General features: G+C 60.3%; 22 protein-coding genes. 16 read left to right on the top strand and 6 right to left on the bottom strand.

From position 1 onward, the window contains the following. Positions 1-73: 73 nt before the first annotated feature. From AACQ95_RS12875 to AACQ95_RS12885, 3 genes are read left to right on the top strand one after another with little or no spacing between them, the layout of a single operon-like run. Positions 74-559, top strand: coding sequence for a GNAT family N-acetyltransferase (locus AACQ95_RS12875; protein WP_241278680.1), 486 nt, complete (start codon positions 74-76; stop codon positions 557-559). A 52-nt stretch (positions 560-611) separates the two neighbouring features. Next, positions 612-1,121 carry a GNAT family N-acetyltransferase gene (locus AACQ95_RS12880; protein ID WP_241278681.1) on the top strand — a complete coding sequence of 170 codons (510 nt, stop codon included), beginning with the start codon at positions 612-614 and terminating at the stop codon, positions 1,119-1,121. Next, positions 1,118-1,936 carry a hypothetical protein gene (locus tag AACQ95_RS12885; protein ID WP_241278682.1) on the top strand — a complete coding sequence of 273 codons (819 nt, stop codon included), beginning with the start codon at positions 1,118-1,120 and terminating at the stop codon, positions 1,934-1,936. The genes AACQ95_RS12880 and AACQ95_RS12885 overlap by 4 nt, the downstream gene beginning before the upstream one ends. Positions 1,937-2,015: 79 nt before the next feature. Here the strand turns inward: AACQ95_RS12885 and AACQ95_RS12890 are convergent, their stop codons facing one another. After that, on the bottom strand, positions 2,016-2,219 hold the full coding sequence (locus tag AACQ95_RS12890) for a hypothetical protein (RefSeq protein ID WP_042867481.1): 204 nt from the start codon (positions 2,217-2,219) through the stop codon (positions 2,016-2,018). 225 nt (positions 2,220-2,444) lie between these two features. Here AACQ95_RS12890 and AACQ95_RS12895 point away from each other — a divergent pair, with 225 nt between their 5' ends. Continuing rightward, positions 2,445-3,362 carry a PhzF family phenazine biosynthesis protein gene (locus AACQ95_RS12895; protein ID WP_241278683.1) on the top strand — a complete coding sequence of 306 codons (918 nt, stop codon included), beginning with the start codon at positions 2,445-2,447 and terminating at the stop codon, positions 3,360-3,362. A gap of 87 nt (positions 3,363-3,449) precedes the next feature. On the opposite strand, the gene AACQ95_RS12900 is transcribed toward AACQ95_RS12895, so the two are convergent. Beyond that, positions 3,450-4,736, bottom strand: coding sequence for an esterase/lipase family protein (locus AACQ95_RS12900; RefSeq protein WP_241278684.1), 1,287 nt, complete (start codon positions 4,734-4,736; stop codon positions 3,450-3,452). 107 nt (positions 4,737-4,843) lie between these two features. Here AACQ95_RS12900 and AACQ95_RS12905 point away from each other — a divergent pair, with 107 nt between their 5' ends. Continuing rightward, complete coding sequence (locus tag AACQ95_RS12905) at positions 4,844-5,002, top strand: hypothetical protein (protein ID WP_241278685.1); 159 nt, start codon at positions 4,844-4,846, stop codon at positions 5,000-5,002. A gap of 443 nt (positions 5,003-5,445) precedes the next feature. On the opposite strand, the gene AACQ95_RS12910 is transcribed toward AACQ95_RS12905, so the two are convergent. After that, positions 5,446-6,024, bottom strand: a complete 579-nt coding sequence (locus AACQ95_RS12910) for a PhnA domain-containing protein (protein ID WP_241278686.1) — start codon at positions 6,022-6,024, stop codon at positions 5,446-5,448. Between the two features lie 254 nt (positions 6,025-6,278). On the opposite strand from AACQ95_RS12910, the gene AACQ95_RS12915 reads away from it, so the two are divergent. From AACQ95_RS12915 to AACQ95_RS12945, 7 genes are all read left to right on the top strand, one after another. Then, positions 6,279-7,508, top strand: a complete 1,230-nt coding sequence (locus tag AACQ95_RS12915) for a methyltransferase (protein WP_241278847.1) — start codon at positions 6,279-6,281, stop codon at positions 7,506-7,508. 325 nt (positions 7,509-7,833) lie between these two features. Continuing rightward, the gene (locus tag AACQ95_RS12920) at positions 7,834-9,285 is read left to right on the top strand and encodes a chitinase (RefSeq protein ID WP_241278687.1); all 1,452 of its coding nucleotides are present in this window, start codon (positions 7,834-7,836) and stop codon (positions 9,283-9,285) included. A 623-nt stretch (positions 9,286-9,908) separates the two neighbouring features. Beyond that, positions 9,909-10,280: a VOC family protein gene (locus AACQ95_RS12925; RefSeq protein ID WP_241278688.1), complete on the top strand. Its 372-nt coding sequence runs from the start codon at positions 9,909-9,911 to the stop codon at positions 10,278-10,280. A 65-nt stretch (positions 10,281-10,345) separates the two neighbouring features. Continuing rightward, positions 10,346-10,795, top strand: a complete 450-nt coding sequence (locus AACQ95_RS12930) for a GNAT family N-acetyltransferase (RefSeq protein ID WP_241278689.1) — start codon at positions 10,346-10,348, stop codon at positions 10,793-10,795. Positions 10,796-10,988: 193 nt separating this feature from the next. Next, positions 10,989-11,387 carry a GFA family protein gene (locus AACQ95_RS12935; RefSeq protein ID WP_241278690.1) on the top strand — a complete coding sequence of 133 codons (399 nt, stop codon included), beginning with the start codon at positions 10,989-10,991 and terminating at the stop codon, positions 11,385-11,387. A gap of 45 nt (positions 11,388-11,432) precedes the next feature. After that, the gene (locus AACQ95_RS12940) at positions 11,433-12,035 is read left to right on the top strand and encodes a histidine phosphatase family protein (RefSeq protein WP_241278691.1); all 603 of its coding nucleotides are present in this window, start codon (positions 11,433-11,435) and stop codon (positions 12,033-12,035) included. Between the two features lie 329 nt (positions 12,036-12,364). Beyond that, the gene (locus AACQ95_RS12945; protein WP_241278692.1) at positions 12,365-12,775 is read left to right on the top strand and encodes an SRPBCC domain-containing protein; all 411 of its coding nucleotides are present in this window, start codon (positions 12,365-12,367) and stop codon (positions 12,773-12,775) included. Positions 12,776-12,934: 159 nt separating this feature from the next. On the opposite strand, the gene smrB is transcribed toward AACQ95_RS12945, so the two are convergent. Beyond that, positions 12,935-13,459: an endonuclease SmrB gene (gene smrB / locus AACQ95_RS12950; RefSeq protein ID WP_005315464.1), complete on the bottom strand. Its 525-nt coding sequence runs from the start codon at positions 13,457-13,459 to the stop codon at positions 12,935-12,937. Between the two features lie 65 nt (positions 13,460-13,524). Between smrB and prmB the strand changes: the two genes are divergently transcribed. Next, on the top strand, positions 13,525-14,460 hold the full coding sequence (gene prmB / locus AACQ95_RS12955; protein WP_043142017.1) for a 50S ribosomal protein L3 N(5)-glutamine methyltransferase: 936 nt from the start codon (positions 13,525-13,527) through the stop codon (positions 14,458-14,460). Positions 14,461-14,476: 16 nt separating this feature from the next. Beyond that, positions 14,477-15,565 carry a chorismate synthase gene (gene aroC, locus AACQ95_RS12960; protein ID WP_043555824.1) on the top strand — a complete coding sequence of 363 codons (1,089 nt, stop codon included), beginning with the start codon at positions 14,477-14,479 and terminating at the stop codon, positions 15,563-15,565. Positions 15,566-15,682: 117 nt separating this feature from the next. On the opposite strand, the gene AACQ95_RS12965 is transcribed toward aroC, so the two are convergent. Further along, the gene (locus AACQ95_RS12965; RefSeq protein WP_241278693.1) at positions 15,683-16,528 is read right to left on the bottom strand and encodes a substrate-binding periplasmic protein; all 846 of its coding nucleotides are present in this window, start codon (positions 16,526-16,528) and stop codon (positions 15,683-15,685) included. A 322-nt stretch (positions 16,529-16,850) separates the two neighbouring features. Between AACQ95_RS12965 and AACQ95_RS12970 the strand changes: the two genes are divergently transcribed. Further along, positions 16,851-18,254: a DEAD/DEAH box helicase gene (locus AACQ95_RS12970; protein WP_043555822.1), complete on the top strand. Its 1,404-nt coding sequence runs from the start codon at positions 16,851-16,853 to the stop codon at positions 18,252-18,254. 141 nt (positions 18,255-18,395) lie between these two features. Here the strand turns inward: AACQ95_RS12970 and AACQ95_RS12975 are convergent, their stop codons facing one another. Then, positions 18,396-19,328 carry a LysR family transcriptional regulator gene (locus AACQ95_RS12975; protein ID WP_241278694.1) on the bottom strand — a complete coding sequence of 311 codons (933 nt, stop codon included), beginning with the start codon at positions 19,326-19,328 and terminating at the stop codon, positions 18,396-18,398. A gap of 523 nt (positions 19,329-19,851) precedes the next feature. On the opposite strand from AACQ95_RS12975, the gene AACQ95_RS12980 reads away from it, so the two are divergent. Next, entirely contained in the window at positions 19,852-22,953 is a 3,102-nt protein-coding gene (locus AACQ95_RS12980; protein ID WP_339357903.1) for an MGH1-like glycoside hydrolase domain-containing protein, read from the top strand. The last annotated feature ends 6 nt before the right edge of the window (positions 22,954-22,959 follow it).

Genomic DNA, 22,959 nt, shown 5'->3' on the forward strand with positions numbered 1-22,959 from the left:
ATAACCTGTTTTGACACATAGACCCGGCTTGAACACCTGTCGGTTGGCTGCGGCAAGGTGACAAGGATGGCGCATGCACCTCGAATTCAAAAAAATAAACCTGGAGCGTGACTATGGGTTTTGTGTGGCAGCCCGTCGGGACGCCTATGTTTGCAGCTTCCATCGCGACGAGGGATTTGACGAGTTTCTGGCGGGCTATCGGGAACGGATGGCGACGAGGCTGACCAGCAAGGAGTGGCATTATCTGCATGTATGGCAGGGTGGCGAGATAGTGGGGCAGCTGGAGTTTTGCACTTTCTCAGCGGAACCGGAAACTGGCTATATATACCTGATCTATTTGACGCCACAGGTTCGGGGGCAAGGGTTGGCCGAATTACTGCTTCGGTATATTGGTCGCACACTGCGGCAGGCCGGTTGCCGGCGGGTGGTGTTGTCGGTCAGCCGTCTCAATCAGCGGGCGCTACGTTTCTATCGGCGCTGCGGGTGGCAATATCTGGGGCCAAACCCCAAGCATGCCGAGACAGATTTCTATGAATACGGGTTGTCGGATCCGACGTAATCAGTAGCCGTATTTGAACGGGGAAAAAAAGTCCCATGGAGGGGGAAAATATATGGAAGTGAGACAAGTCCGGGTATCGGATGCAGATAACATACTGGCCCTGATGAACAGACTCGACAATGAAACAACTTTTATGCTCTATGAGCCGGGTGAGCGCACCACGACAGAGGTCGAGCAAGCTCAAATATTGGCCTCGTTTGTCGATGCAAACAACAAAGTCATGCTGGTACTGTCGGAACATGACGAGATTGCAGGTTTTATTGTCGGCATCGGTCAACCGGCAAATCGCAACAAACATGTACTGTATTGCGTTATCGGTATTCAACTCTCTGCAACTGGGCAGGGCTTTGGCAAAAAAATGATGTCTGCGCTGGAGGCCTGGGCCAGGGCGCACGGCTTTACCCGTATGGAGTTGGGCGTCATGTGCCACAATGCCCGGGCTTGCGCGCTATATCGGGCCTGCGGGTTCGAGGTGGAAGGCGTCAAACGCAATACGATGAGAGTCGATGGGGCATATGTCGATGAATATATGATGGCCAAGCTGATTGAGGAGGTGGCATGAGCAAGATGCAGTGGCAGGTTCCCTTGAACGTCGCTCGGTCGCCAAAGAGTGCGCGCAGATGGGCGGTGCTTGTGCTGATGTCGCTGCTGGCCATGGCGCCAGCCCGGGCCGATGAGTCGCCGCTCGCCGCCGAGTATCGCCCTCTGGTACAGAAGGTGATCGATGCCACCAAGGCGCGGGATCACAAGGCCCTTGCCCGTCAGATGAAGTACCCCTTCAAGCAGAAGTATCCCATCCCGGTCATCAAAAATTCGTCCGAGATGCTGGCCCGTTTCGACGAGGTGTTTGATGACGCCATTTTAAATAGCATCGCCAGCTCACGGGTCGGGCAGGATTGGCAGACCATGGGCTGGCGCGGCATCATGCTCGGCAGTGGTGAGGTGTGGCTGGATTTCGATGGCAAGGTGATAGCTATCAATCATCAGACGGCGCAGGCCGCGGAGCTTAAAGCCACGCTTATCGCCAGACAGAAAAGTGACCTGCATCCCAGCGTGCAGGGGTATAAAAGCCCCGTACTGATGTGGCAGACCGAGAAATTTACCATTCGCATCGACGACATGGGTGATGGCCACTATCGCTATGCCTCCTGGGCGAAGGGCAAGGCGCTCAGCGACAAGCCGGACTTGGTGCTCAGCAATGGCGCCGTCAGGGTGGAGGGGACGGGGGGCAACCACACCTATCAATTCAAGAGCGGCCCCTACCGCTACGAGTGCGTCGTGACCGTGCTGGGTGAGCAGGGCGCACCAACCGGTGAGCTGGTCGTCTATCAAAACGAGGTTGCCATCATGCACCAGCCTGTGATCAAGGTGCTCTGATATCCCTTAATCTGCCCGAAACGTTCAAAGCGCGGCCAGGTGCCGCGCTTTTGTTGTCTGCAACGGCTGACTGTATTCGCTAGCCCTGCGGCACTCGAACCCCCTTGTCGAGATAGAGGCTGCTGTAGTGGGCGCGGTGGGTGACAAACATCACCTGATGGCGGCTGCCGTCGGAGAGGATAATAAAGTCGCCTGCCTGGGCGGGGCTCTGCAGGCTGATCTCCTGTTCGGGGGCGGTCAGCTTGTCGACCTCCTCCTTGAAGGTGAGGGTGTACGAATACATAGGGTTCTCCACTGCAGGACCGTATACAGACACGCATCACAAGGCTAGTTGCCATCGTCCGTATCCGCGGCGCCCAAGCGGCACCTGTGCGGCATTTAATTTAACGGGTAAGCTGGGTCTGCTTATCTTATGGATAGGGGCATGGCCTGCATTTGCCAGTGTCCCTCGCTTGGGGCCCCATAACAGGCACCAGAGTGGTTTTCAGCACGCAAGCAAGGAGTGGTCATGAAGGAGCTAGCCTCCCCATTGGAGCCTGAGTTGGTGCGGATCGCCGCGTTTTCTGACGGGCAGCAAGGCGGGAATCCTGCCGGTGTCTGGCTGGGGCCTCGCTTGCCCGCGGCAGAGGAGATGCAACGCATCGCCGCTCAGGTGGGATTTTCGGAAACGGCCTTCGCCGCACCCTTGTCGCCACTCGGGCCACCAGGCTCACCCTGGGGGGCTGCGACCGCCCGGCAAGCTGTTGAGTCTGGGGAGTGGCGGGTGCGTTACTTCTCCCCAGAGGCCGAGGTGCCCTTCTGCGGTCATGCCACAATCGCCCTGGGTGTGGCGCTGGCGCGGCGCTTTGGAGAAGGGGAGTATGCACTGCACCTCAATCAGACCGAGATCAAGGTGTCGGGCTGGCAGGATGGGGAGGGGCAGTGGCAGGCGGCGCTGCAATCGCCGCCGACCCGCAGCAAGCCAGCCCCGGCCGAGTTGGTGAGCGCCGCGCTGACGCTGTTTGGTTATACCCAGGCTGATCTGGATCCCCGCATTCCGCCGGCACTCATTCATGGCGGTGCCGATCACCTGGTGCTGGCCCTGAACAGTCGGGCTGCGCTCTCGGCCATGCACTACGAACTGGCGCAGGGGCGAACCCTGATGCAAAGGGAAGGGCTGGTCACCATACTGCTGGCCCATGCCGCCCGGGATCAACTGTTTCATACCCGCAACCCCTTCGCCTATGGCGGCGTCTATGAGGATCCCGCCACAGGCGCGGCCACCGCCGCCTTTGCTGGTTACCTGCGCGATATCCATTGGCCCCACGGCGGCATCATAGATCTCTTTCAGGGGGAGGACATGGGGATGACGTCACACCTGCACGCCGAGATCCCGGCCGCACCCGGCAGCTCAATCAGGGTGTTCGGCCGGGCCCGCCTGATGTGAGCGACACGCAATAAAAAACCGCCAACTGGCGGTTTTTTCCTTTGTGCAGGAGCGAACTCAAGCGTGTTTCTCGGCATATTGTGCCCACTATGCGCTCTGGCCATGCTCCCCAGACGGGTTCTGCTCCTTGTGAGCGGTGAGCCAGTGCAGCAGCTGACGACTTACCTGCAGGCTGCCGAGCAGGGCCATATGGCTGGTGCGGTAGGCAATCCAGCAGTGGGAAGGGGGAAATGCCAGCTGGTGGCGCACCTCGTCATGCTGGCCGAGGGCGCTGCGCAGGGGCACAAGTCCATCGCCAATCAGCCGATCAGCCAGCAGACCGCGTTTGGCCGCCGTGGTGGCCGCTATGGTGAAGCAGGTCACTCCGGCGGGCAGGGGCAAGGGGGGGCGAGGATCGGGCAAGGCGTGCGGTTCGCCCTGCGGGGGCGGCGAGTCCATCACCTTGCCGTGGCGCAGATCCTTGATGCCGGCGCTGCGTAGTTGCGCCAGCCTGACGAAGGGCTGGGTATAGGCGGTGGCAGGCAGCAGCTGCTCCAGCCAGTGACCGGCGTGCTCAAGGGGGGCGCCATGATGGGGCGTGCCGAGAAAAACCATGTTTTTCAGGACGCCGGGCCAGTCCATCTCACTCTGGCTGGCATGATGACAGGCGCTGCGGATCACCAGTCCCCCCATGCTGTAGGCCAGCACGCTGATCTCGTTGATGCCGCCTGGCCAATGGATTGCCAGTCGTTCCAGCTGACGGGCCAGCTCCCGCCCGTTTTGCGCAACGGGCAGGCCCGAGTTGTAGCGCACATAGACGGGCACATAGCCCAGCTCGCCGGCCAGCATCTCCCCATGATTGAGCGTTTTTTCTTTGTCCTTCCCCCTGGTTTGGGTCTGCCACTGCAGATCGTTCATGCACAGACCATGCACCATCAGCAGCACCCGCCCCCCGGCGGGCAGACTCGACGGCATGGCGTGCCAGTCCAGAGGCTGGCCGCCATGGCGCAGTGTCATGGGCGTGGCGAGGGCATTGTGGCTCTCGACCAGCTTGTCCCCCATCACACCATTGAGGGTGGCGAGCAGGGCGGCGCGCCTGGGCGTCTCGGGGATCTGATGCAAGGGAGGCGTCGGTGGCAAGCGGGTGAGCAGGGCATGGATGCCACCGCTCAGGGTATGGGCGGCGCCGTGCACCCCCTGGTAGACCAGACCCGTGATCCCCCGGGTCTGACCCTGGGCCTTGCCCCTGATCCCCATGCCACTCAATACCGCCTGATGGACGGCCTCGGTGATCTGCACGGCAGCAGGCAGGGCCTGGGTGAGCAAGCGGGCCAGCTCGCGGATATCGGAAAGATGCCAGGAGGAAACCGGCTGCTGCTCTGTCGACTGGGTCATGGGGTCGCCCTCAGGGAGATGGTGTCAGCAAGCAGACTTGCACTCACTGGGTGAGTGCTGGCTGGCACAGACCCATCCAGCTTGCCGTGTTTGCCTCGGGTTTACCAGTGAAGCCGCTGGCAGATCCTGCGGGGCAGGGCCCCTTGCTGCACGGGGTGCCGCGGGAGTGCGTTTCCCCTGGCGCGCTGAACCTGTGGCTGGAGCAAGAGGTGCTGGTGCTGGCCAGACGCTGGCAGTCATGGCCATTGGGTGTGGCTTGTGACTAATGGCGCCATAAAAAAACCGCCTGATGGCGGTTTTTTTATCATGCCGGCCCTTATTTCAGGGCTTTTTTCAGCTTCTTGATCTTGCCTTCGTGCTTGGCAATTTTCTCAAGGCGAGCGGCGATCTTCTTCTTGATATCTTTCTTGCTGGCTTTGGCCATCTGTGTTGCTCCTTTTGCAGTGGGGACACCTCGGGTGTCCGTGAGTCTGTCCATCGACATCCCAGAGTGCCACAAGGTTGCCGTCTGAGCCAAGCCTCTGTCGAAGAAAACAACACATTTCAGCCGGGGGGCCGAGGCAAAACAGGGGTGTTAGCTACGAGTGAGCTCGGTAGCAGTAGGCATCAGACAAGGTTGGGCTACTAGCAGAAGGCTTGTGTTGCATATCGCGGCTACCAAAAAGCGCCCCTTGGGGCGCTCTTGGTATCACTGGCAAACCAGACGCTATCAGGCTTTTTTCAGGTAGGCGGCGACCAGCACTATCTGCACGCCGTTAACCTTGCCTTCGATGTGCAGCGGGTTGTTGGTCAGGCGGATACCCTTGACCAGGGTGCCACGCTTGGCGGTAAAGCCGCCGCCCTTGACGTCCAGATCCTTGATCAAGGTGACCGAGTCGCCTTCGACCAGCATGGCGCCGTTGGAATCCAGGGTCGGTACGCTGTCGTCATCGTCGCCAGCCTGGCCGGCTTCGGCCCAGGCCTTGGTCTCGTCTTCCATGTACATCATGTCCAGCATGTCCTGAGCCCACACTTCGCCCTGGCCGGACAGGGCTTTCAGCTGACGCCACGCCATGACCTGCACGGCGGGAACCTGGCTCCACATGCTGTCGCCCAGGCAACGCCAGTGATTGACCACTGTGGTGTCCGGCTGCTCCAGCTGGCCACGGCAGGTGTCACACAGGGCAAGGCTGTGATCATCATCGCTGGCCGGTGAGTGGGGCACAGCGAAGGCAGACAGTGCCTGTTCGGCGCCGCACAGTTCACACTTGGCGCCCGCGCGCGCTTGCAGGATGGCATTGATGGTCATGTTTTGGTTCCATTCATGTTGGTAAAATGGCCCGCCTTGAGCGAACCAGGGTAAAGAGGGGGCGGAATATAGCATAAAACCCCTCTCTTTGTCAGGCCAACACCCGGGCTCCGGGTCGTTTGCCAGCTTGATGCTTGCGCTCACGGTGGCTTGCCGGGGCCAAGCCTGGGTGTATGACCGCCGGTCAGGCCCAAGCCCAGCTTCGTGGCGAATGCCCCGCATTGGCGAGTGCTTTTTGGGGAGGGATCGCTAGAATAAGCCTCTTTTTTGACTGCAAGGCAGGGGCAAGCGTGCTGGCTCAACGTTTTCAACAACTGGATGGATTGCTGACCGAGACCCGGCGCTGGTGGCAATACCAACCCTATCATCACCTGAACCTGGCCTTCGCCGACGAGGCCCCCGCGCTGGCCGCACTGCTCAACGCCATGTCCCTTGCGCAGATCAATCGACTCGATGGTGACATGGGGGCGCTGTGCGACCTGCTCGCTCCCTGGATCCCGGCGGGGAAGACGCTGCATGCCCTGAGTGAGCTCGCGCTATTTAGCCCAGAGCCCATCCAGTGCGCCAAGGAGATGGCGATGCACATGCCGGGTCGCAAGCAGGCGCAGATAGAGGCCTTTACCGGCTGCCTGCCGCCCCATCAAGGCCCCTATCTGGAGTGGTGCGCGGGCAAGGGACACCTGGGGCGGCTGGTTTCCCTGCATCGCCGGGCAGAGATCCTGAGCCTGGAGCTGCAAGGTCCGCTCTGTGAGGAGGGGCGTCGGCTGGCGGCCCGTGACGGGGCCCGCATGCAGTTTGTGCAGGCGGACGCCTTTGCGGTCGATGCCGGCCAGCTGCTCGCTACCGAACACCACGCCATGGCGCTGCACGCCTGCGGCGAGCTGCACACCCATCTGCTGGCGCTGGTGGCCGAGCGCGGCGCCCAGGGGGTGACCATATCCCCTTGTTGCTATCACCTGATCCGCGGCACTCACTATGCCCCCTTGTCCGCCGCCGCCCGGGCCAGCGATCTGCAGCTGGCCAAGGCGGATCTACGGTTGCCGCTGCAGGAGACGGTGACCGCCGGGGCCCGCATCTCGCGCCTGCGCGAGCTGGAGGTGGTGTGGCGGCTCGGGTTTGACTGCCTGCAGCGCCAGGTGCGCGGGGTGAACGAATACTTGCCGGTGCCCAATATGCAAAAAAGCCTGCTCACCGGCAGCTTCGAGGCGTTCTGTGAATGGGCGGCCGAGCGCAAGGGAATAGCCCTGCCGGTGGGGATGGATCTTGCCGCTTTTCTGACCATGGGGGAGGCCCGTTATGGCGATGTCGCCCGCATGGAGCTGGTGCGTCATCTGTTTCGCCGACCGCTCGAGATCTGGTTGGCGCTCGATCGGGCGCTCTTCCTGCAAGAGCAGGGCTACCGGGTGGAAGTGGGCGAGTTTTGCGACAAACCCATGACCCCCCGCAATATCTTGATCCGTGCCGTGCGCTCTGCACAGGCATGAGTGACATCCCTCCGGAATGCCCGGCTGCCAGCCGGGCAGCCCCCCATACTGCCGGATGATTGACCCCATAGGTGTGTGATGTGGTCCACCATGGGATGGGCCACGGCAAGATGCGGGTTGCTATTATTTTTCATCGGCCTTTACAAGGCATATCACAGTGCCCTTTGCGTCAGTCGGTACATCTGTTTTTTATGTATTTTATGGCGTTGCGCCCAGAGAGTGAAATGGCTCACAGATCCGTTTTATTTCTTAATTTTTGATGAGAATTTAGTTATGAAAAGGCCTATTCTCGGGATGAACTTTTCCGAGACAAGGACTGTGCCCCATGTTCAAACCCACGCAATGCGCCTGGCTGGTTGCTGCTGCCTGCGCATTTCCAAGCTATGCCGCCATGAATATTCAGCCCGATCCACAAAATGCCGGTGGATATGTGATTGCCGCACCGGATCTGGCGGCAGTTGAAAAAGCAAAGACAGCCAATCCCATGTACGGGGTCTGGTCAAAAGCATTGGCGACACGGCCCAATAATATTGTCGATGCCATCATACCAAGAGCGGCCAGCAATCCGGATAACGTCAAACGGGTCGAGCGGGTATTCACGGAGTCGGACTGGGAATATTTGACCCAGATGGCGGCACCTGAATATACCTATGAACGCTTCTTGCGGGCCATAGGTAAATTCCCGGCTTTTTGTGGTGAATATACCGATGGCCGGGATTCGGATGCCATCTGCAAAAAATCCATAGTGACGGCCTTCGCCCATTTTGCCCAGGAGACGGGCGGGCATATCAGCAAGAACAATATATCCGACAATCCGCTGGCGCTGGAGGAGTGGCAACAGGCGCTGGTGCATGTGCGCGAAATGGGGTGGTCAGAGGGGCAGGCGGGTTACACCACGGGTTGCGGCCAGAATGACTGGCAGAACAAGAAGTGGCCCTGCAGCACGGGGCAGGGCTATTTCGGACGCGGCGCAAAGCAGCTCTCTTATCACTTCAACTACGGCGCCTTCTCCGAGGCCATGTTTGCGGGTGATGCCTCGGTGCTGCTGAGCGATCCGGGGCGGGTCGCCGACTCCTGGCTGAATCTGGCGTCCGCCATCTGGTTCTTCCTCACCCCCCAGGCCCCCAAGCCTGCCATGCTGCACGTGATCGATCGCACCTGGGTGCCTTCCCAGCGCGAAATAGCGGCGGGCATCGGCTACGGCTTTGGCACCACCATCAACGTCATCAACGGTGGCATAGAGTGTGGTGAACAGAACAAGGACAAGGGCCAGCCGGTCAACCGGATCCGTTATTGGGAGGGGCTGGCCGAGCATTACCAGATCCCCGTCAAGGCCGACGAGAAGAACACCTGCTGGCAGCAGACCCCTTATGGCAGCCTGAATCTGAATGGCGCCACCGATGTGCTTTATACCAACTGGGATGGCAACTGGAAGTACTACCCGGACAGACCCGGCGGTTACTCCTTCGAATGTGAGCTGGTGGGGTTTCAGACCGCCTATTCGGCCCTGGTGCCGGGGGATTACGAGAAGTGTGTGACCAACTTCTACGGCTCCCATGCCAACTGGCCCAAGGTGCGGGTGGTGGCCAAGCTGGATCCGGCCCCCGTGGATCCGGTCGATCCGCCGATCGGGGACGCGCCGGCCTGGAGCGCGACCGCCGTCTATACGGCGGGGGCCAAGGTCAGCTACAAGAGTGCCATTTATCAGGCAAAGTGGTGGACTCAGGGCAATGAACCCGGCAAGGGCGATCCCTGGGCGCTGGTGCCAGCTAGGTAAGGAGGGCTTGGCTCCATCACCTGGGCTAACGAGATTTGTACCACGGATCCTTCATATATCTGGCTGAACGGCAAGGGGGAGGCTTATTGCCTCCCCCTTGCATCTTATAGAGGCCATTTATTCAGCTAGGCAGAAGATGAATTGCCATGCTTGCACCTCCCGCTTATCAAGAGATGACTTCGCCCTGAAGAAGACGGTTTATTTATCCTCTGTTCATATCCGGCATCTTATGGTGCTCCCTGTTGGCGATATATGTGGGCGAAAGGCCGTTTGCTGGTCTGGCGATGTGGGTTGGATGCCATAAATATTGACGAATGGCTGCTCATTCAGCGTGATGCGATGACTGGCAGCCATCATGCAGGCCTCTTGTTATCGCGCGCCAACACTCGATAACCTGGGGCAGGGAAATTTATCTCCACCGTCATCAAGCCTATTTTAATGGCTGTTTCGTTTGGCAGAATGTGCCTGGAACAATATCCATTGCACTATATGGCGCGGCATAATGGCGTGATCTTGTCGTGTGCCAGCCTCTCACTCTGTGGATTGAGAAACAGGTGGCTATATCGGACATGGGCCTTGATGATGCGCGGGCAGAATCGGGATAAACAAGGAGGGGCCACACAATGAATATCGCCATGCATTTTGAAATTCCGGTAACGGATATGACGCGAGCCATCGGGTTTTACTCCCGCGTATTTGGCATCACGTTCGAGCGAGCGGAGATAGATGGCAACGAGATGGCGTTGTTCCCGCTCTCGGAAGGGAGCGAGGGGTGTTCCGGTGCCCTGGCCAGGGGAGAGACATATGTTCCGAGTCTGGATGGCACGCGGATTTATCTGGTGGTGACCGATATCGAGCAGGTGATGGCCAGCGCCTTGTTGGCCGGTGCCAACAGTCTGTATCCCGTTACCCGGGTTGGCGACATCATCAGGGTGGCTGAATTTCAGGATCCCGAGGGCAACCGGATCGCCCTGCAGGAAACGGCCAGACGCTGACGCAAACATTCATTCATGCTGGGCAGGCCAAACGGGGTCCGGCTCGGCACAGACAAGCAGGTGTTATGACGATACGTATTGCTACCCCGGCGGATGTCCCGGCGATGTTCGAGGTGCGTACCAGTGTGCGAGAGAACCAGATGTCCCTCCTGGAGCTGGCCGCAGTGGGGATCACCCCCGCCACCTTGCCCGGCATGCTCACCGGAAGCGGGCGAGGCTGGGTGGCCTGTGATGGGGACCAGGTGGTGGCGTTTGCGATGGCAGAGGCCGGTGACGCCACCATATTTGCCCTGTTTGTGCGCCAGAGTCATGAGGGCAGGGGGCTGGGGCGCCGCTTGATGCAGGCTGCCGAATGCTGGCTCAGTGCCGAAGGGTGCACCGAGGTGTGGCTGCTGACCGATGCGGATCTCCGGGTCAGGGCCAACGGTTTTTATCGCCATCTTGGCTGGATGGAGGATGGCATTCAGAAGGAGGGAGAGATGCGTTTCAAGAAATGCTTGCGAGATGATGGGTAACGAGCAGGCCGTGGCGCGCGCGTCCCTCCTTGGCCGACAGGGAGAGGCCGCGCCCCCCCAGATGCGGTGAACTGGCTGGATCCGTGCCGTGTTTTGTGAGGCAGTTAATGGCGAGGGCGCGACAGGCGTGGTACTCATCTGATGCGAAATATGGCCGAAGAACGGCTTGGATCCATTTTGTCAGGGAGGCGTTATGCAAGGACATTGTTTGTGCGGCGGGATCCTGGTGTCGAGCGGGGATCATCAGGAGGTCAACCTCTGCCACTGCACCACCTGCCGGCGCTGGTCCGGCGGTCCCCTGTTTGCGGTGCACTGCGGCAAGGACGTGCGTTTCAGCGGGATGGCGCCTGTGGCCTATCGCTCCTCGGAATGGGCGGAGCGCGGCTTTTGCCCCACCTGCGGCACCCACCTCTTCTATCACCTGCTGCCGACGGATGAATACATAGTGCCGGCCGGCCTCTTCCAGCGGGACGATTTTCAGCTGGCGAGCCAGATCTTCATCGATGAGAAGCCAGACTTCTACGAGTTGAAGAACGAGACGCCCACCCTGACCGGCCAGCAGGTGTTCGAGCAGTTTGCGCCCAAGCCCTGATGAGAAAGGTGCTGATGCGATGACGTTGACAGACAAGGACAAATGATGGAACTGGTGGTGATCCGCCATGGTGAGACCCAGGCCAATGCCGAGGGGCGTTATCTGGGGGCGCTGGATGTCGGGCTGAACGACACGGGAGTTGCGCAAGTCGCCAGATTGGCGCAGCTGCTCGCGGCGACGGAGGCGCCGTTTCAGCGGTTGCTGACTTCGCCTCTGCTGCGGGCAAGGCAGAGTGCCGAACTTGTCTCGCGCACGCTGGCGCTGCCTGCCCGGATAGTGCCCGCCTTTCGTGAACGTCATGTGGGGGTATTTGAAGGGCTGACCCAGGCAGAGGCGAGGGAGCGTTATCCCGCGCTGTGGGCGCGCAATATTACCCGGCGCTGGACAGCAGCGCCCCCGGAAGGGGAGTCGCTGGATGCCGTGATTGCGCGGGTGTCACTGGGGTTGACCAGGCTTGCCGAGGAGGCGCAGGGCGAGCGGGTCTTGCTGGTGGCGCACGGGGTGGTGGCAAAAGTGATCCGCGCTCTCACGACCACGGGATTCTCCGATTTTTTCGACTGGCAATTGCCTAACGGTGGCAGCTTGGTCGTGGTGCACGCATCAAGCGGGCCACTGATACGTTTCAGTCGCCCGAGCCTGCAAGATTGAACGCTTCACCAGCTCATCGAAGCGGCACCGATGGCATCGAGAGACGACTTGATGTCGGCATGGGATCCCTGTGTGAACATGCAACCTCCACTGCGAATAACACGTTGATATTCAGTACAGTGTGGGCGTTTTTCCACCAATCATGGCATGCGTCAGGATCCGCCATGGCGTGAGTCAAGCCGTGGCAGGGGTGACTGGCTCAGGGGGCGTTGCTGGGCTTTACTCTGTTGACTTGGGTGTCGCACGCGTCGCCGGTGTGTTCGCAGAGGCGGCCTCGGTGTCGAGGCCCGCCGCTGGCAAGGGATGTCAATCGAGGCAAGGAGAGAGGGATGAAGATCAGCATTGATGCGCGTATCGAGCAGGAGATAGACGCCGTCTGGTGGGCCTGGAATGACCCGGACTGTGTCGTCAAATGGAATGCCGCCTCCGATGAGTGGCACACCACGCGCAGCCGGGTCGATCTGGTGGTGGGTGGTCGTTTCTGTCATCACATGGCGGCCAGGGATGGCAGTGCCGCCTTCGATTTCGAAGGCACCTTCACCCTGGTCGAGGCACCAACCCGGCTTGCCTATGTGATGGATGACGGACGGGCTGTGGATGTGCGCTTCGTCGAGGAGCAAGGTGCCACCCTGGTGAGCCTGGACTTTGACGCCGAGTCCGCGCATAGCCGTGAACAGCAGCAAGCGGGCTGGCAGGGCATTTTGAACAACTTCAAACGCTACGTGGAGGTGGCGGGCTGACGCAGATCCGGCCAGGCCAATAAAAAACCACCGGCGGGCAGCGGTGGTTTTTTATTGGGACATGAGCCCAGGTGTGTGATGCAGGTGGCAGGCACTGACGGCAAGGGGCATCAAGGTGGTGTCATCGGCAGGGGGCTGTCACCCTTTGTCTGTGGCCGTTTACTCTTCTATATCCAGCAGCACCAGGATGGCGCTGTCGCCGCCCCATTCGCGGGGGGCCTGGTGGAAGGCGCGCACATTGGGGTGCTGGGCCAGCCAGCTCGGGATCCGCTGCTTGAGGATGTGTTTGCCGATGCCGTGCATCACGGAGGCGACGTGGATGTTCTCTTTCTGGCAGAGGGTGAGCAGTGCGGCCAGCTCCTGTTTTGCCTGGTTCTGGTTCATGCCGTGCAGATCCAGATAAATCTCCGGCGGATAGATGCCGCGTTTGAGCTTCTTCAGCTCGAATTTTGACACATCGTCACGCACGTAACGGGTCGGGCCATCCTCGTCCAGATGGGGCTGGTACTCGTCGCTGAAAAAGTGGCCAACCCCAAGCTTTTCGCGGCTTTCACGCAGTTCGCGTTTCTGCTTGACCGGGCGCAGGTCGGCCCTTATGGTATCTTGCTTAATTTTCCGGGTACCTTTGACAGCATCGCGAAACAGCAGGCTTTCCTCGATCGTCGGTGAGGGCGTTTTTTTCATCAGGTACTCGTCTTGCTCGCTATATAGGTTTCTCGGGCCGGATATTACTCGACTTGGAGGTGGATTTGGACAAGATATTTATCGATGAGGTGGTTGCCGAGATGCACACCATCCAGGACATGTTGCGCTGGGCCATGAGTCGTTTCAACGACGCCGGGATCTTCTACGGACATGGTACCGACAACGCCTGGGATGAGGCCGTGCAGCTGGTACTGCCCGCGCTACATCTGCCGCCGGACGCGGATCCGGGCATGCGCCACTCCCGTCTGACCACCAGCGAGCGTCATCGCATCGCCGAGCTCATCATTCGCCGCGTGCAGGAGCGCGTGCCGGCCGCCTACCTGACCAACAAGGCCTGGTATGCCGGTTGGGAGTTCTACGTGGACGAGCGGGTGCTGATCCCGCGCTCCCCCATCGCCGAGATGGTGGCCAACCGCTTCGCCCCCTTCCTCAAGCATGAGCCGACCCGGATCATGGATCTCTGTACCGGTTCCGGTTGCATCGCCATCATCATGGCCCACGAATTCCCGGATGCGGAAGTGGACGCCATCGACATCAGCGTGGATGCGCTGAACGTGGCCGAGCGCAACATCACCGATCACGGTCTGGAACAGCAGGTCATTCCGATCCGCTCCGATCTGATGCGCGATCTGCCCGCCGGTGACAAGTACGATCTCATCGTCTCCAACCCGCCCTATGTGGACTCCGAAGACATGTCGGATCTGCCGGAAGAGTTTCGTCACGAGCCGGAACTGGCGCTGGCCTCCGGCTCGGATGGCCTCAAGCTCACCAAGCGCCTGCTGGCCAATGCCGCCGACTTCCTCAAGGATGACGGCGTGCTGGTGGTCGAGGTGGGCAACAGCATGATCCACCTGGAAGCCCAGTTCCCGGAAGTGCCCTTTACCTGGGTCGAGTTCGAGAACGGTGGTCACGGCGTGTTCGTGATGACCAGGGCCGAGCTGGAGCAATACCGGGACCATTTCGCGATTTACAAGAGCTAAGCAGCAAGGAGCACCCATGGCAGGGAACAGTTTTGGCCAACTCTTTCGGGTCACCACCTTTGGCGAGAGCCACGGCCTGGCGCTGGGCGCTGTGGTCGACGGCTGCCCGCCGGGACTTGAAATCAGCGAAGCGGATCTGCAGGGAGATCTGGATCGGCGCAAGCCCGGCACCTCCCGTTACACCACGCCACGCCGTGAACCGGATGAGGTGAAGATCCTCTCCGGGGTGTTCGAGGGCAAGACCACGGGCACCTCCATCGGGCTGCTCATCGAGAATACCGATCAGCGCTCCAAGGACTACTCCGACATCAAGGATGTGTTCCGCCCGGGCCATGCCGATTACACCTACCACCAGAAATACGGTCAGCGGGATTATCGGGGCGGCGGTCGCTCCTCCGCCCGTGAGACCGCCATGCGGGTGGCTGCGGGGGCCATCGCCAAGAAGTATCTCAAGCAGATGCACGGCATCGAGATCACCGGCTTCCTCTCCCAGCTCGGCCCCATCAAGGCCGAGGCGTTCGACGCGGCGCAGATTGAGCAGAACCCCTTCTTCTTCCCCGATGCGGGCAAGCTGGAGGCGCTCGATCAGTACATGCGTGACCTGAAAAAAGAGGGCAACAGTGTCGGTGCCAAGGTACAGGTCATTGCCAGCAAGGTGCCGGTGGGCCTGGGCGAGCCGGTGTTCGACCGGCTCGATGCCGACATAGCCCACGCCATGATGGGTATCAATGCCGTGAAAGGGGTGGAGATAGGCGACGGCTTTGCCGTGGTGGAGCAAAAAGGCTCCGAACATCGCGACGAGATGACCCCGGCCGGCTTTGCCAGCAACCATGCGGGCGGTATTCTGGGCGGGATTTCGTCCGGTCAGGATATTGTGGTGAGCATGGCGCTCAAACCCACCTCCAGCATCACAGTGCCGGGCAAGACCATCAATACCGAGGGCGAGGCTATCGAGATGATCACCAAGGGTCGTCACGATCCTTGTGTCGGCATCCGCGCCGTGCCCATCGCCGAAGCCATGCTGGCGCTGGTGTTGATGGATCACCTGCTGCGCCATCGAGCCCAGAATCAGGGTGTGCTGACCCATACGCCCCAACTGCGCTGATCGGCCTGCCTACCCCGCCAACTGATCGAACGGTGGCGCAGAAAAATACGCAATGACGCAGTCACAGGCAGCGCAAAAAGGCGACCCCAGGGTCGCCTTTTTTATGGATCTCGCCGCCTAGGGCTGACGGGCCTGGGCCGTGTCTGGTCTGGGCGCGGCTTCCTCACTCTCTGGATTGTCAAACCGGCATGGAGGCGGGGCAAAGCCGCTGCCGGGCGAGGGAAGGGCGGCGATGGCGTCATTGACCCGGGCGAGCTCTGCCTCGCTCACCGCCTCTTTGGCAAACATCAGGCTGACCGGCTGATGGTGCAGCAACAACTGGCAGCGGATGAAGCCATCCGCCCCCAGCTGTTGCAGCCGATAACGCGCGTATTGCCACTCCATGATGACCCCATCCAGGCGACGAGCCAGCAGCAGCTCGATCAACCTGTCGTCGGTGTTGTAGTCGTTGGCGCCCTTGAGGGCCGGGCAGTGCTCCATCCGCTGGGTGGGGCGGGTGCCACGCAGCTTGCCCAGATGCAGTTGCGTCTGCTGGCACAGGGCGGGGAGGCTCTGGATGCCTTGCCAGGGATCGGCATGGCCCGGAATGGGGTTGTGGCTCAGCAGCACGAAGGTACTGCGCCGGTAGGGGGCCGAGAAGCGGGCGAACTCGCGCCGATCCGGGGTATCGAGCGCTCCCATGGCCAGATCCAGCTGTTGCTGCTTGATCAGGTGCAGGGCCCGGGCCCAGGGCAGGTTGCGAAAGCGCGCCTCCAGCCCGGCCTGGCTCAGGATCTGGCGGGTCAGGGTCACATCCAGCCCATCCAGCGATCCTTGAGGGTTGATGTAGCTAAAGGGCGGCCAGTGGCCCCAGGCCACCGACAGCCTGGTCTTGGCCCCGAGCGGCAGGCTCAGGCCCAGTGCCAGCAGCAGCAGGCCTGCCTGACGCCAGCGACGACACTTGCTTGTGATATGTGCAGCCATGAGCCTGAACCTCCTTGTTCGGGGACTGAAATGATGGTCGTCTGTTGCTGGCATCAAGCATAGCCTGATTCGAATGAGTTCTGAGGCAGGATCTGCGAGCGGGAAGGTGACCCACTTTTTCGGTTCGCGCTGGGATGAACATCACATTTCTCTCGTTTATCCACGGCAACTCCGTTAGACTGCGCCTCTATTCTTTCCCCTTTGCTCTGCTCCCCGGGGAAATCGTTGTTTTCTCAATAGGCCCAGAACTTGTGAGATGGCATCGGCTCAGCAGAGGAGCCCCACCACAAATCCCCGGCGCCACTATCCCTAGCAGGTAATTATGAGTTTTTCTTCCCTCGGTCTGGCCGAACCCTTGTTGCGTGCCGTTGCCGAGCAAGGCTACGACACCCCGTCTCCCATTCAGCTGCAAGCGATCCCCGCCGTTCTGGCTGGTCGCGACCTGATGGCGGCGGCCCAAACAGGGACCGGCAAGACCGCAGGCTTTACCCTGCCGATGCTGCAGCGTCTGATGGAGAGCAAGCGTAAAGTTTCTCCCAACCGGATCCGCGCCCTGGTACTGACCCCGACTCGTGAGCTGGCCGCCCAGGTGGGCGAGAGCGTGCGCAACTACGGCAAACATCTGCCGATGCGCAGCCACGTGGTCTTCGGCGGTGTCAGCATCAACCCGCAGATGATGGCGACTCGCCGTGGTCTGGACGTGCTGGTTGCCTGCCCGGGCCGCCTGATGGACCTCTACAACCAGAACGCCGTCAAGTTCGACGAAGTCGAGATCCTGGTGCTGGACGAAGCGGATCGCATGCTCGACATGGGCTTCATCCGCGACATCCGCAAGATCCTGGCCCTGATGCCCAAGCAGCGTCAGAACCTGCTCTTCTCCGCGACCTTCGCCGACGAGATCCGCGAGCTGGCCACCGGCCTGCTCAACAACCCGGCCGTGATCGAAGTGGCGCCGCGCAACAGCACGGCCGAGCGCATCGAGCAGCTGGTTCACCCGTGCGACAAGGCCAACAAGATCGGTCTGCTGAGCCATCTGGTCACCAGCAACGACTGGCAGCAGGTACTGGTGTTCACCCGTACCAAGCACATGGCCAACCGTGTTGCCGAGACCCTCGACAAGAACGGCGTCAGCGCCGCCGCCATCCACGGCAACAAGAGCCAGGGTGCCCGAACCCGTGCTCTGGCCGGTTTCAAGGAAGGTAGCGTCAAGGTGCTGGTTGCGACCGACATCGCCGCCCGTGGTCTGGACATCGACAAGTTGCCGCAAGTGGTCAACTTCGAGCTGCCCAACGTGGCGGAAGACTATGTACACCGTATCGGTCGTACCGGTCGTGCCGGTGCCGCCGGTCACGCCATCTCCCTGGTCGCGGCTGATGAAGGCAAACTTATCAAAGCCATCGAGCGTCTGACCAAGCAGAACATCCCGTGCGAGCAGGTGGCCGGCTTCGAAGCCTCCCGCGAAACCCTGGACAACATCGCCCGTGGTATAGGCGCGCCGCTGCGCAAAGAGCCCCGTGATCCGAGCGAGCAGCGCCGTGTTGCGCCGCGTCCTCAGGGTCAGGGCCAGCGTCAGGGCGCCGGTCGCTCCGCCAATGGCGGCAACGCCGGCGGTGCCCGCACCGGTAACGGTGGCAAGCCCAAGCCGCAGGGCGGACAGCGTCCGGCCGATGGCGCCGGCAAACCGGCCCAGGCTCGCCGCCCCCGTCGCGCTACCCACAACCAGTAAGCGAGTGAGGTAACACCTCCCAGCGTCACAGGTTGATATAAAAAGCCCTGCCAGATTGGCAGGGCTTTTTTGCGTCTGTCGTTCACCGCCATCCCCGGTGGCTGGGGTTGCCGCCCAGAGTAGAGGGAGCCCATCCTGGCTTCAGCAGCTGGCAATCAAGTAGTCATGCTTGCTGACTTGCGTCTGGATCTGTTGGCACAGGGTGTGAATATGGGGCTCATCCATTTTCTCACGAGAAATATAGATGCCGATAACCCCTTTGTTATATTCCTCATCCATGTCGAGCGGGACTATGCCGAATTGGGCGAAATAACTCGCCATGCTGCCTGGATAGGGCATGACGGCATTGCTGGTCTTTGCCATGTCAATGCCAGCCATCAGCGAATTGCAGGTATAAATTATTTTGTCATTGAGCTGCATAGCTGCCTGATCTTGTTTCTTTCTTGCCAGGTCCTCGACCAGATGAAGATATTGCGGCTCATCCGTGGTGATCAACAGGCTGGGGTAATTTACCAGATCCTGCTTGCTGCATACTTTCCCCAGGAGGGGATGCCCGGCCCTGACAAATATGGCATCGCTGGAGGTAAATAACGGGATGAATATCAGGCTGTAATGTTTATCCAGACCATGGATCTCATGTCCCAGAAACAGGTCGATATGATTGCCAAGGAGCAGATCCAATAGCCGTAGGTGATTGCCGACCTCGATATTGATGGCACAGGATGGATTGGCTGCTCGATAGTGCAGAGTGACAGGTTGCAGCACATGCTGCCACCAGGCATGGCCGGTACCCACTCTCAGTGGCAGGGCCGCTCGCTCGCGAAGAATCGCGAGCCGCCTGAGGGTATCATCATAGATCCGCTGCATCACGCGGGCTTGTGTCAGCAGCAGCTCCCCGGCGGCGGTCAGCGTCACGCCGCCGGCGTGCCTGATCAGCAGGGTCGTGTCCAGGCTCTCTTCGAGTTTCTTCATGTTGTGGGTCAGCGTCGGTTGGCTCAGCCCCATATGTCTGGCTGCCAGACTCACACTCTTGTGGGTCGCGACCTCGATGAATTGTCTTAGATGTTTGTCCACGGAAAACGGCGTCCGTTCAGGGTCAGGCGGAGCGCAACGCTAGTGCAAGCATGCGAGACTGTCAATCGCCACCGTATCGCCAGAAATGGTTTTTATGTGTGTCTCTTCACGTTGTTTTCCATTCGTTTTGGCCAGCAATAGCGCCATTTTAGTGCGTGCGATCACGCAATTTCATGCCGTTATAGAGCACATCTATCTCGCCAGTCAGCTCATCTATGTTTCCTTCCAGACATGCGGGTGTAAGCTGTGAAAACAATTTTTATTGTTGTCATTCAAATAACAAAAAATAAAGTAACGAAGGGAATATATGAAAATCCATCCATTGGCTTTATCCGTGGCATTATTATGCGGCGGCGTCATCTTGTCCGGTTGTAACGATAATGGCTCATCTTTCGATAATGACAATACGGTCAAACCAGAGGTGAAGGCCCCTTGGGATTTCGATCTCTATCTGGTCGGGGAATTCAGCGGCTGGGATCGCGCAGACAAATTCAAGCTGGTTTTCAAGGACGGGGTCTATCGGTTGGATAACCTGAAGATGAATTCAGGCATGTCGCCCTTCAAGGTAGGGGGCCCGGAGTGGACAAAATATCCTGATTTTTCTGCCGACAGCCGCAAAGAGACCAGTATTTTCCCGGATCAGCGCTACCCCATGTATTACCAGAATAATGGCCAGAACAACCGTCTGGTTGTGACCGAAAAAGGGTTGCTCGATATTCAGGTCAAGGTGACCAACGCCGATCTGGCGGCGCCCGTCATCGAATTTGCCATGGTGCGCGATGACCCCAATTACGGCGAGAGCCTCTATCTGAAGGGTGTAGATGGCAATCTCGAACCTCTCTTGCAGATGGTCTACCAGGGTGACAAGCGCTATGTGGTGGTCGCCAAGCTGGCCCCGGGGGAGCACAAGATAAAGATGGCATCCGCGCAGGATGGGATCGGCTTTGGTTCCCGCGGCGCCATTTCATTAAATGAAAGCGTCAGGATGCAGCGCTGTGACAGCAGCTGCCAGCTGGCGTCCCTGTCGGTGTCGCAGGCGGGATATTACAAGTTTGTCCTCGATGCGAGTCAGGATGAGCAGGCTCCCTGGCTGTTGGTCAGTGCGGCGACCGACGAGGATCTTGGCATGATCAACCCTCATGAAGGGCATGATCTTATCGAGAAGCTGGAGTACCAGACCCATAAACCCGGGGTCAAGGAGGTGGCCACCTTCTCGGTCAAGCAGGTCGGGGCCGACTATCGTGACTATGCCCAGTCGACGACCCAGGAGTTGCGGGATCCGGGGGATAGCTTCACCACGTATCAGGAGCAGGCCGATCTGCCCCGACTGCGCTCGGGCGACATGGTGTTTGACGCCCTGTTTGCGCTGGCGATGCACGAGATGCGGCAAAACAGCGTGGCCCAGGTCAAGGATGGCAGTTACGGCGGCGGTCAGGCGATCCCCTGTGACTGCTTCGAAACCGGTGCCAAGTGGCATTATGTCTGGACGCGGGATCTCTCCTACGCCACCGATCTGGGGCTGGGGGTCCTGGATCCGCAACGGGCGCGAAACTCCTTGCAGTTCAAGCTCTCCGATTTCAGAGCCGAGCTGAAGCAGGGCCTCGACGGCCTGATCCCGCAGGGACGCCAGATCATCCAGGATACGGGGACGGGGGGCAGCTGGCCCATCAGCACAGACCGCATGGGCTGGGCGCTGGCGGCCGAGCAGGTGCTGGCGGCCTTGCCTGCCGGGGAGCGCAGTGCCTTCCTGCCCGAGGCGTTCGAGGGGTTGCGCAATACCATAGAGAGCGATCGCCTGGCGGCCTTCGATAAGGGCGATGGCCTCTATGGCGGGGAGCAATCCTTCCTCGACTGGCGTGATCAGACCTATGCCAAGTGGATCACCGCAGACATAGCCCACATCGGCATGAGCAAGTCCCTCTCCACCAACGTGCTCCATTATCAGGGGTTGAGGCTGGCGGCGCGTCTGGCCACCGAGCTGGGCCAGGATGAACTGGTGACCCGCTACAGCCAATGGGCGGCCGAGCTCAAGCAGGCCATCAATCACGGCTTCTGGCTGGCGGATGAGAAGATGTATGCCAGCCTGATCAACACCAATACGGATCCGAGCCCGGCCTACAAGTTCGACCTGCTCGGGGAGTCCCTTGCCATACTGGCGGGCATTGCCGATGAGGAGCAGGCCAGAGAGATCGTCAGCCGTTATCCCATGGGGCCTTATGGCGCCCCGGTTTATTTCCCGCAGCAGCCCGACATGCCGGTCTACCATAACCGCGCCATCTGGCCCTTTGTCTCCGCCTATGGGCTGAAAGCCGCCGCCAGGGTGCAGAACGTGGCCGTGGCCGACCGCCATGTCGACTCCCTGATGCGCGGGGCCGCGCTCAACCTCTCCAACATGGAGAACCTGGAGTGGCTCTCCGGTCAGCCCTCCCTGATGGATCTGACCCATCCCGACCTGACGGGCCCGGTTATCAACTCTCAGCGCCAGCTCTGGTCCGTTGGCGGCTATCTCGGCATGGTGACCAGCACCCTCTTTGGCTACAAGGTGGAAGAGCAGGGGATCCGAGTTTCACCCTTTGTCACCGCCCACCTGCACAAGCTGATGGGGGCCAAGCCGGAAGCGGCGCTCAAGGGGCTGAACTACCGCGGCAAGCAGATCGAGATCAAGTTGCTGCTCCCCGAAGCCGGGGAGGAGGGCAGCTACTACCCGGTGCGGGGCATAGCGCTCAATGGTGCCCCCGTGGGTGAGCTGATCACCGAGGATATGCTGGCGGTCAGCAATCTGATCGAGGTTCAGCTGGGCGCCGGGGTGGCCGATGAACAAGGGATCCGCCTGATCGAGGACGTGGCGCCGCTGGATGTGGAAAACCGCGAGGTGTTCGCACCGACCGAGCCCACCCTGCTGGGGGTCACCGAGCAAGGGGGCAAGCTGGTTGTCGGGTTGCACGACAGCGTCAATAAAGGGACGCTCAGCTACAACATCTATCGGGATGGCAAGCTGGTGGCCGCCGGGCTCGATGCGGCGAGGGATTGGGTCGACGATCTGGCACCGCAACCGGGCATGGCCTATTGCTACAGCGCGGAGGCCATCTACCCCGAGTCTGGCAACCGCTCCCATCACGCCAAGCCGGTGTGCTACCAGCCCGAGCTCCAGCGCATCGCGGTCGATGCCGACGCGGTCTCGCATACCGGCACCCTCACGGCAGCTGATACGGCCATTCCCGTGCCCTATCTGAAGGATTGGGGCCGCCCGGAAGATACCCTGCTGGTGCGGGGCGTCACCCTGGATGGCAAGCGCGCCATTCGCCTGCAATACAACAATGCCCAGCACGCCATCAACCTGGGGGTGACCAACGGGGTGAAGCGGGTGTCCGTGCTCAGCAATGGCAAGGTGGTCGCGAGCGGCATGGTGCAGATGCCCCACGTGATGCAGGATGGCGACCTCAAGCCGCTGCGCGACTCTACCCCCGTCATCGTCGCGGTGCCGGCGGGGCAGTACGATATCCAGGTGAGTGATTTCTATAACATGAGCTATCTGAAGGCGAACGCGACCTACAACGATGCCGGCGGGCAGGGCGGAGCGGTCAACCTGATCGACCTGGCCAGCATCACAGTCTCGGCTCGTTAAACCGCA

Origin of the sequence: Aeromonas sp. MR19 (genome assembly GCF_963899305.1) — a bacterium.
Classification (GTDB): Bacteria; Pseudomonadota; Gammaproteobacteria; order Enterobacterales; family Aeromonadaceae; genus Aeromonas; species Aeromonas bestiarum.

Bases quoted from the DNA above. Each gene is read 5' to 3' on its own strand.
- AACQ95_RS12875 (WP_241278680.1), top strand. From the start codon at position 74: ATGCACCTCGAATTCAAAAAAATAAACCTGGAGCGTGACTATGGGTTT.
- AACQ95_RS12880 (WP_241278681.1), top strand. From the start codon at position 612: ATGGAAGTGAGACAAGTCCGGGTATCGGATGCAGATAACATACTGGCC.
- AACQ95_RS12885 (WP_241278682.1), top strand. From the start codon at position 1,118: ATGAGCAAGATGCAGTGGCAGGTTCCCTTGAACGTCGCTCGGTCGCCA.
- AACQ95_RS12890 (WP_042867481.1), bottom strand. From the start codon at position 2,219: ATGTATTCGTACACCCTCACCTTCAAGGAGGAGGTCGACAAGCTGACC.
- AACQ95_RS12895 (WP_241278683.1), top strand. From the start codon at position 2,445: ATGAAGGAGCTAGCCTCCCCATTGGAGCCTGAGTTGGTGCGGATCGCC.
- AACQ95_RS12900 (WP_241278684.1), bottom strand. From the start codon at position 4,736: ATGACCCAGTCGACAGAGCAGCAGCCGGTTTCCTCCTGGCATCTTTCC.
- AACQ95_RS12910 (WP_241278686.1), bottom strand. From the start codon at position 6,024: ATGACCATCAATGCCATCCTGCAAGCGCGCGCGGGCGCCAAGTGTGAA.
- AACQ95_RS12920 (WP_241278687.1), top strand. From the start codon at position 7,834: ATGTTCAAACCCACGCAATGCGCCTGGCTGGTTGCTGCTGCCTGCGCA.
- AACQ95_RS12925 (WP_241278688.1), top strand. From the start codon at position 9,909: ATGAATATCGCCATGCATTTTGAAATTCCGGTAACGGATATGACGCGA.
- AACQ95_RS12930 (WP_241278689.1), top strand. From the start codon at position 10,346: ATGACGATACGTATTGCTACCCCGGCGGATGTCCCGGCGATGTTCGAG.
- AACQ95_RS12935 (WP_241278690.1), top strand. From the start codon at position 10,989: ATGCAAGGACATTGTTTGTGCGGCGGGATCCTGGTGTCGAGCGGGGAT.
- AACQ95_RS12940 (WP_241278691.1), top strand. From the start codon at position 11,433: ATGGAACTGGTGGTGATCCGCCATGGTGAGACCCAGGCCAATGCCGAG.
- AACQ95_RS12945 (WP_241278692.1), top strand. From the start codon at position 12,365: ATGAAGATCAGCATTGATGCGCGTATCGAGCAGGAGATAGACGCCGTC.
- smrB (WP_005315464.1), bottom strand. From the start codon at position 13,459: ATGAAAAAAACGCCCTCACCGACGATCGAGGAAAGCCTGCTGTTTCGC.
- aroC (WP_043555824.1), top strand. From the start codon at position 14,477: ATGGCAGGGAACAGTTTTGGCCAACTCTTTCGGGTCACCACCTTTGGC.
- AACQ95_RS12965 (WP_241278693.1), bottom strand. From the start codon at position 16,528: ATGGCTGCACATATCACAAGCAAGTGTCGTCGCTGGCGTCAGGCAGGC.
- AACQ95_RS12970 (WP_043555822.1), top strand. From the start codon at position 16,851: ATGAGTTTTTCTTCCCTCGGTCTGGCCGAACCCTTGTTGCGTGCCGTT.